We start from the raw sequence: 8444 nt of genomic DNA, 5'->3' as shown, positions 1-8444 counted from the left end.
AATTGGCTTCGGGGTGCCCCCAACTCACCTGGGCGCAATGTCGCCGCCAGGCGACGAGCCGCCCCCCTCAGACGGAATTCACCCGTCAATCACCCGATGCTTCCGCCCCTCAATCTGCCGGGCGTCCCGCGCATACCGACTAACCTTCTCCGACTTCCTCGGCGGCCGGTCATTAGCGATCAACACCGCGATCCAAGGCAACGGCACCGAAATCACCAAAAACAAAATCGCCAGCCACCACGTGTGATAAGTCAACCCGGCCAGCACGAGGCAGGGAATCCGGCACACCATCATGATGACGTACTTCCGCTTCCGCGCCGCCAGCTGATCGTCCAGCGACGGCTCGGCCTCGGTGATCAACACAGGTTCGGGGCGGGGATCGGCTCCGTGGGGTGCGTTCACAGCACCACCTCCGCGTTCCATCGTCTCACTCACCGCCCTTCCGCGACACCCGGGCGGGCGAACCGGGACAACGCCGCGACAACCAACGTCTCCACCCCGGTCCGCAACGTGGGATGCAGCACCGGCGCGAACTTGGACGAATGATTAGACGGCACGTCAGTCTCGAACCGCCCCTCCGTCATCGCGGTAATAACTTGCTGCGCGTCAAGCCCGCCAACCAGCCAGAACACCGACGGCACCCCCGCCGCCCGCCCGAACTCGCTGAAGTCCTCGCTGCCCGTGACCAACGGCGCGGGCATCGTCGCCTCAGCACCGAAGTGTCCACGGAACACCTCAGTCAACTCATCCGACGCAGCAGCGTCATTCGCCGTCACGGGATACGACGCCACGACCTCCACCGTCGGCGGCTGAGGCGCGCCCGCGGTAGCAGCTTCACCGTTCACGATCCGCTCGATCGCCTTGCGCAACCGCACGAGCACAGCGTCGTCGAAGGCGCGGGTGTTGACCTCCAGCACAGCGTGGTCAGCGATTACGTTCGCCGCAGTCCCCACGTGCATCGAGCCGACCGTCACCACGGCAGGCTCGGTCGCAGCGGTCTCGCGCGACACGATCGTCTGCAGTTTGAGCACCACGGACGCGGCCAGCACAGCCGGGTCGACGGTGGTCTCCGGACGCGAACCGTGCCCGCCGCGACCGTGCAGGGTGATCCGCAGAGTGTCGGTCGCGGCCATGATCACGCCCGGACGGGTCAGCACCCACCCTGCCGGACCAGGCACGATGTGCTGGCCGAAGACCACGTCGGGGCGGCCGACCCGGTCGAAGAGCCCGTCGCGGACCATCCCGGCGGCACCGTCGCCAGCCTCTTCGCCGGGCTGGAACAGCGCGAGCAGCGTGCCAGACCACTCGTCCCGCGAAGCAGCGAGAAGGTGCGCGGCACCGGAGAGCCAGGTCGCGTGCATGTCGTGGCCGCAGGCATGCATCAGCGGCACGTCGCGGCCCTCGGAGTCGACGCCGCGCGCAGTGCTCGCGTACGAGAGCCCTGTCTGCTCTTCGACCGGCAACGCGTCGATGTCCGCACGAAGCAGCACAGTCGGTCCTTCGCCGTTGCGCAGGACGCCGACGACGCCGGTGCGACCGATGCCGGTGTGCACCTCGAAGCCGTCTTCAGTCAGCCGTCGGGCTAGCTCTGCTGCCGTGCGGGTTTCGGTGAACGCCAGCTCGGGATGACGGTGCAGATCGACGTACAGCGCTTCAAGCTCCGGCAGTGCCGCTTCAAGCGGAGCCAGGACACGCTCGGTGGTCTCGGTGGTCACGATGCTCATCGTGGCAGGCTTACCCACCGTGAGCACGAACACGCCTCTTCCTGACCTTTCCGACGACGTCTGCGCACGGCTGCGCGAAGCGTTCCGACGCGCCAGCTACGACGCTGACGGCGTCGTCGACGCGCTCGGCGGCGCAGCGCACACAGCGCTCGGCCGCGGCGAGCCCGAACCCGCGCGCCGCGCAAGCCTCGACGCCGGGGATCTCGGCACCTTCATCCGGCTGTTCCTGCTCGGTCTCGCCGAGCCGGAGAAGACCGTCTCGTCGGCGTTCGCGCCGCTCACCGCGGACGACGCGGTGGCCGCGGGCATCCTGCGGCCCGTCGGGGACGAGTTCCGCGCCGCGCTCGACATCCGCCCGCACGGCGACGAGGACGGCTCATGGTGGGTGGTCTCCGATCTCGACGCCGACATGCTCGGCCACGTCGTGCCCGAGGACCACGTGCTCGGCGTCGGGCACGCGTCGCTCAGCCTGATCCGCGCGACCAGCCGCCGCCCGGTCGGCACCCTGCTCGACCTGGGCACCGGCAACGGCGTCCAAGCGCTGCACGCGACCCGGCACGCTCAGCGAGTGACCGCGACCGACGTGTCGGCCCGCGCGCTCGCACTGGCCGCGGGCACGTTCCGGCTGAACGAGCTGGAGGTCGAACTGCTGCGCGGCGAGTGGTTCGCGCCGGTCGCGCGCCGCCGGTTCGACCAGGTCGTGTGCAATCCGCCATTCGTGGTCGGCCCGCCGCGCGTCGACTACACCTACCGCGACTCCGGCTTGGCCGGCGACGATGCGAGCGCGCTGGTCGTGCGTCAGCTGCCGAGCTTCCTCAACGACGGCGGCACCGGTCAGCTCCTCGCGTCCTGGCTGCACCGACGCGGCGAAGACTGGGGCGACCGCGTCGCGCGCTGGCTGCCGCCCGAGACCGACGCCTGGTTCGTACAGCGCGACGTCGCCGACCCCGGGCTGTACGTGGGCACCTGGCTGCGCGACGAAGGCATCGACCCGCGCTCGCCGGAAGGCCGGGCCAAGGCCGCGGCGTGGCTCGACTGGTTCACCGAAAACGACGTACAGGGCATCGGATTCGGCTTCGTGACGCTGCGGCGCGCAAACGATCAGACGCCGACTGTCGTCTGCGAAGACCTGCGACAGGCTTACGACGACCCGTTGGGCCCTGAAGCAGCGAACTGGCTCGATCGCGTCGAGTGGCTGCGTACGCACGGCGACAATGTGTTGGACGTAGCGTTCCGGGTACCCGACACAGTGCTGCTCGAACGCGTCGACTCCCCCGGCGACGAAGGCTGGGAAACGACCGTGCGGCGGTTGCATCGCACCGACGGACCGGGTTGGCAGCACGAGGTCGACGAACTCACGACGCGGCTGCTGGCCGGTTGCCGCGGCGCGCTGCCGCTGTCGGATTTGCTGGACCTGCTGTCCGCCGCGCAGGGCCTCGATTCGGCCGAACTGACCGCTGCGGCTTTGCCGATCGTCCGCGAACTTGTGCGGCACGGCATGCTCGTGCCGGGTTCGCCGCAGTGAGGGCGGTAGCGGCGCGGGTCACCCGCGCGAGCGTGACCGTCGCGGGGGAAATTTCCGGGGAGATCAAGGAACCGGGCCTGCTCGTGCTGCTGGGCGTGCACCGGGACGACGATCTCGAAAAAGCCGGGACGATGGCCCGCAAACTGCACGAACTCCGGCTGCTGCGCGACGAAGAATCGTGCGCGACGACCGGGGCTCCGCTGCTCGTGGTGTCGCAGTTCACGCTCTACGGCGACACCCGCAAGGGCCGTCGCCCGTCGTGGACCGCCGCCGCCCGGCCGGAAATCGCCGAACCGCTGGTGGACGCCGTGGTGGCGGAACTGCGCGGCCGCGGCGCGACCGTCTCGACCGGACGGTTCGGCGCGGAGATGGCGGTGGAAAGCGTGAACGACGGCCCGTTCACCGTTCTCGTTGAGGTCTAGACCACATTGGATGAGCCCGCGTAACATCGAAGGCACAGCGCGCGATTCGCACGCTTTTCCCGGAGCGGAGCGGTTCTCAGCAAAACCTCAGTTTTGGTGGAGCAACCGCGAGGCGGGTACGCCCGTCCTCATTTCAGCGAGCCGGGAACGTTTCACCTTCCCGGAGCGTTGAGACCGGTGTCCAGCCAAGCCGGCTGGGCCCGCGGACACGGGATTCCACAGGCCCCGTCCCGCAGGCGCCGGCGAGACACGTTCAGCCCGTGACCGGGGAGGCAGAATGTCAGTCCAGACTCTCGAACGCGAAGCGCGCGGGATTCGCGAGCGCGGGATTCCAGCACAGCAGACCGAGGAGCGTCCGAGCGTGGGGGCGCTCACCGACGCCGACCTCGACGCCCAGAGCCCCGCCGCCGACCTGGTGCGCGTGTACCTGAACGGCATCGGCAAGACCGCGCTGCTCACCGCGGCCGACGAGGTCGAGCTGGCGAAGCGGATCGAAGCCGGGGTCTTCGCCCAGCACATGCTCGACACCGCCGAGGACCTCACGCCGCAGCGCCGCAAGGAGCTGCGCGCGCTGATGCGCGACGGCCACGTGGCGAAGAACCACCTGCTGGAGGCCAACCTCCGGCTCGTGGTGTCGCTCGCGAAGCGCTACACCGGACGGGGCATGCCGCTGCTCGATCTGATCCAGGAGGGGAACCTGGGCCTGATCCGCGCGGTGGAGAAGTTCGACTACTCCAAGGGGTTCAAGTTCTCCACGTACGCCACGTGGTGGATCCGCCAGGCCATCACCCGCGGCATGGCGGACCAGGGCCGCACCATCCGGCTGCCGGTCCACCTGGTCGAACAGGTGAACAAGCTGGCCCGGATCCGCCGCGACCTGCACCAGCAGCTGGGCCGCGACGCGACGCACGAGGAGCTGAGCGCCGAATCGGGCATTCCGGTGCACAAGATCTCGGACCTGCTCGACCAGTCCCGCGACCCGGTGAGCCTCGACATGCCGGTGGGCACCGAGGAGGACGCCCCGCTGGGCGACTTCATCGAGGACTCGGAGGCGACCGACGCCGAAAGCGCCGTCATCTCCGGCCTGCTGCAGGACGACCTCCGCCGGGTCCTGGCGACGCTGGACGACCGCGAACAGCACGTCATCCGGCTCCGCTACGGCCTCGACGACGGCCAGCCGCGGACGCTCGACCAGATCGGCAAGCACTTCGGCCTGTCGCGTGAGCGTGTGCGGCAGATCGAGCGCGAGGTCATGGCGAAGCTGCGCCAGGGCGAGCGGGCCGACCGGCTGCGGGCGTACGCCAGCTGAGTTTCTTCCCTCTCCGGGGCCGGGGTTCGGGGCCCAAGTCCCGGGGAGGGCGGGAAAGCCTGCCGGCGGGCTGATTTCGGGCTGCCGGACGCGGCTGACCGGGCGTGGGGTCCGGTGAGCCGGGTCGCGGCGAGCACGCGGGCAGGCAAGGTCGGGGCTTCCGTTGGGGACCGGGTGGGGCCCGGTCAGGCGGGACGGAGACCCTCGGCCAGAAGATTGTTTCGGTGGGAAGCGGCTCGCGCCGCTGGTTGCGCCAGAACCCTCGATCCGGATTCCGGACCGGGGGTTTTGCCGTGTCCGGCCCCGGATTTCGCCGGGCCGCCCGCCTCTTCAGGAGCCGTCCACAGTGCCGACAAATCGCCACATCACCCTCACCAGCCCCAAGAGCCCCCTCAGCCCCATTGGCCACTTCAGCCTCCTAAAGAGCGCATATTCCTCCTTCCGTGCCCTGATTTATCCCTTTGATCCGGTTGCTGATGACACCCAGCGCAATCCCGTCACCACTCCGCGCACCCGATCGTGGAATTAGCGTCTCGTTCGCGTTTGGCGGTTCTGGGCGGTGGGTAGCAAGCGTTCGCGACTCCCGCCGTGCGGCGTCCGGTCAACGCGCCGGCGGGGTCCCGTTAGTCACGCGGGGCGGATGTGTGCGCATCCGGTCCGCTTTCCCCGGGAGGTCGGGTCCGTCGGGGTGGGCCCGGCCTCCCGACCATGCCCGCGCTCGAACTCGCGGACGCGCCCGCGGCGTGCGCTACCCCACAGCGCCCCCGCGCCGGTGCGACCGGGCGGAACCCGCTGAGTACCGTGAGCCAATCCCGATCAGGGCAAAGGAGCCTCGCTGTGCCGCCCACCACGTTCCAGCACACCGAAGTCCTGCCGCTCGGCAAGGACACCACCACCGAGTACCGGCTGGTCACCGCCGACGGCGTCGAGACCGTCGAGGCCGCCGGGCGGAAGTTTCTGAAGGTCGATCCGGAGGCGCTGACGACGCTCGCGCGCACGGCGATCACCGACATCCAGCACCTGTTGCGCACGTCACACCTGCAGCAGCTGCGCGCGATCGTCGACGACCCCGAAGCCAGCGGCAACGACCGTTTCGTCGCGATGGACCTGCTCCGCAACGCGGCCATCTCGGCAGGCGGCGTGCTGCCGATGTGCCAGGACACCGGCACCGCGATCGTCATCGGGAAGCGCACCGAGGGCGTGCTGTCCGGCGGCGACGACGAGCGGGCGCTGTCGCAGGGCATTTTCGACGCCTACCAGCAGCTGAACCTGCGCTACTCGCAGATGGCCCCGATCAACTTCTGGGAAGAGCGCAACACCGGAACGAACCTCCCGGCGCAGATCGAGCTGTATCACAAAGACACTGACGCGACGGACCCGTCGTACGAGTTCCTGTTCATGGCCAAGGGCGGCGGCAGCGCCAACAAAACGTTCCTGTACCAGGAAACCAAGGCCGTCCTGAACCCGAAGCGGCTCGCCCGGTTCCTGGACGAGAAGCTGCGCAGCCTGGGCACCGCCGCGTGCCCGCCGTACCACCTGGCGATCGTCGTCGGCGGCATGTCGGCCGAGTTCAACCTCAAGGTCGCGAAGCTCGCCTCCGCGCGCTACCTCGACAACCTTCCCGCCGAGGGTTCCGAGCTGGGCCACGCGTTCCGCGACCGCGACCTCGAGCAGCAGGTGCTGGAGATGACGCGCCAGTTCGGCATCGGCGCCCAGTTCGGCGGCAAGTACTTCTGCCACGACGTCCGCGTGATCCGCCTGCCCCGGCACGGCGCGAGCTGCCCGGTCGGCGTCGCGGTCTCGTGCTCGGCCGACCGCCAGGCGAAGGCGAAAATCACGAGCGAGGGCGTGTTCATCGAGCAGCTCGAACGCGACCCGGCCCGTTTCCTGCCGGACGTCACCGAGGACGACCTGTCCGACGAGGTCGTGTCGGTGGATCTCAACCAGCCGATGGACCAGATCCGCGCGCAGCTGGCGCAACTGCCGGTGAAGACGCGGCTGTCGCTGACCGGCCCGCTGGTCGTGGCGCGCGACATCGCGCACGCCAAGATCGCCGAGCGCCTCGACGCCGGCGAGGAGATGCCGCAGTACCTCCGCGACCACCCGGTGTACTACGCGGGCCCGGCCAAGACCCCCGACGGCTACGCGTCCGGCTCGTTCGGCCCGACGACCGCCGGCCGGATGGACTCGTACGTCGCCCAGTTCCAGGCCGCGGGCGGTTCGCTCGTGATGCTGGCGAAGGGCAACCGCTCGAAGCAGGTCACCGCCGCGTGCAAGGAACACGGCGGCTTCTATCTCGGCTCGATCGGCGGCCCCGCCGCACGGCTGGCGAAGGACTGCATCAAGAAGGTCGACGTCCTCGAGTACGCCGAACTCGGCATGGAAGCGGTCTGGAAAATCGAGGTCGAAGAGTTCCCCGCGTTCATTGTCATCGACGACAAGGGCAACGACTTCTTCTCCGAAACCAGCGAACCGGTGCTGCAGATCAGCTTCCGCTGATTCCCTCTCGCGACGCCGAGGTCAGCCAGGAAACATCCCGCCCAGCCGGGCGAGAGTTTTCTCGATGGCCTCGGCGTTGCGCTTGGGAAACCCCAGCACCCGAATCGCCAGCGGCGACCGTGCGGTAGACCAATCGAACGTCTCGGTGACCTCGGTGCGCCCCTCCCCCGCCGGCTCGAGCAGCCAGCGCCACCGATGCCCGGCGAAATGCCGCCAGGCGATCAGCCGGTTCTCCTCGAACTCCACCACAGTGTTCTGAATCCGGTACGGCGCCCCCATCCGCATCTCCATGCCGAACCGCGCCCCCAGCGACAACCGATCCGGCGCCGACCCGCGACTGGCCCGCACAGTGCCCGACCCGTCAATGAGCGGATGCTGAGCAGGATCGGCCAGCAACGCGAAAATCCGTTCCGGCGCAGCAGCGACCACCGCACTGCGCGAAACCTGGCGAGTTCCCATACGCAGAGCCTAGAGCCGCGCGGCCTCCGTGGCCATCCTCGCGAGTGCCCATGCCGGTTCTAACCGGCATCGCCACTCACGACCCCCTCCGCACCTGGCTCCGCTACAACTGGGTCCATTGTGGACTCACATGCACCCGCGATTCCGTGAGGGCCACCTTCACAGCCCCAGATTCCCTCAGGGTTCCCCTCACGAACTTCTGCCGCCCGTGAAGGACCCCTTCCCGGACTTAGATTCCCTCAAGGAGTCCTTCACGGCCCGCCCCCGCCCGGGCGGCAGCGACGCCCCCAATGTGGCATTGGGTGCGTCAGATGCACCCAATGTGGCATTCGGTGCGTCCCACGCACCCAATGCCACATTGGGGCGTTAGCCCCCACCCACCACTCAACCGCCACCCGCGAACCCAACCCCGCCAGCGCACCCAAGCCCCGCGCCCCACCCACCCCACCGGAGCCCGCGCGCCCAACCCCACCAACGCAGCCACACCCCGCCCTGCACCCCGATAC

Annotated in this window: 7 protein-coding genes; 4 read left to right on the top strand and 3 right to left on the bottom strand. The window is 68.9% G+C overall.

Translation table 11 applies throughout. From position 1 onward, the window contains the following. Positions 1-78: 78 nt before the first annotated feature. Positions 79-423 carry a DUF3099 domain-containing protein gene (locus tag ACWGIC_RS40180; RefSeq protein WP_452081204.1) on the bottom strand — a complete coding sequence of 115 codons (345 nt, stop codon included), beginning with the start codon at positions 421-423 and terminating at the stop codon, positions 79-81. A gap of 8 nt (positions 424-431) precedes the next feature. Continuing rightward, entirely contained in the window at positions 432-1724 is a 1293-nt protein-coding gene (locus ACWGIC_RS40175; RefSeq protein ID WP_452081193.1) for an amidohydrolase, read from the bottom strand. 19 nt (positions 1725-1743) lie between these two features. Between ACWGIC_RS40175 and ACWGIC_RS40170 the strand changes: the two genes are divergently transcribed. From ACWGIC_RS40170 to ACWGIC_RS40155, 4 genes are all read left to right on the top strand, one after another. Next, the gene (locus tag ACWGIC_RS40170; protein ID WP_452081192.1) at positions 1744-3249 is read left to right on the top strand and encodes a DUF7782 domain-containing protein; all 1506 of its coding nucleotides are present in this window, start codon (positions 1744-1746) and stop codon (positions 3247-3249) included. After that, positions 3246-3671 (top strand): D-aminoacyl-tRNA deacylase, encoded by a 426-nt coding sequence (dtd, locus tag ACWGIC_RS40165; RefSeq protein ID WP_452081191.1) that lies wholly within the window; start codon positions 3246-3248, stop codon positions 3669-3671. Before ACWGIC_RS40170 ends, dtd begins: the two co-directional genes overlap by 4 nt. Before the next feature lie 277 nt (positions 3672-3948). Beyond that, entirely contained in the window at positions 3949-4980 is a 1032-nt protein-coding gene (locus tag ACWGIC_RS40160) for a sigma-70 family RNA polymerase sigma factor (protein ID WP_452081190.1), read from the top strand. Positions 4981-5817: 837 nt separating this feature from the next. Continuing rightward, positions 5818-7479 carry a fumarate hydratase gene (locus tag ACWGIC_RS40155; protein WP_452081189.1) on the top strand — a complete coding sequence of 554 codons (1662 nt, stop codon included), beginning with the start codon at positions 5818-5820 and terminating at the stop codon, positions 7477-7479. A 21-nt stretch (positions 7480-7500) separates the two neighbouring features. Here ACWGIC_RS40155 and ACWGIC_RS40150 read toward each other — a convergent pair whose 3' ends face one another. After that, positions 7501-7938, bottom strand: a complete 438-nt coding sequence (locus ACWGIC_RS40150; protein WP_452081188.1) for an SRPBCC family protein — start codon at positions 7936-7938, stop codon at positions 7501-7503. Positions 7939-8444 lie beyond the last annotated feature (506 nt).

This window comes from Amycolatopsis sp. NPDC054798, from assembly GCF_053611505.1.
The sequence above is the reverse complement of the archived record's forward strand: the minus strand, read 5'-3'. Positions and strand labels throughout refer to the sequence as shown.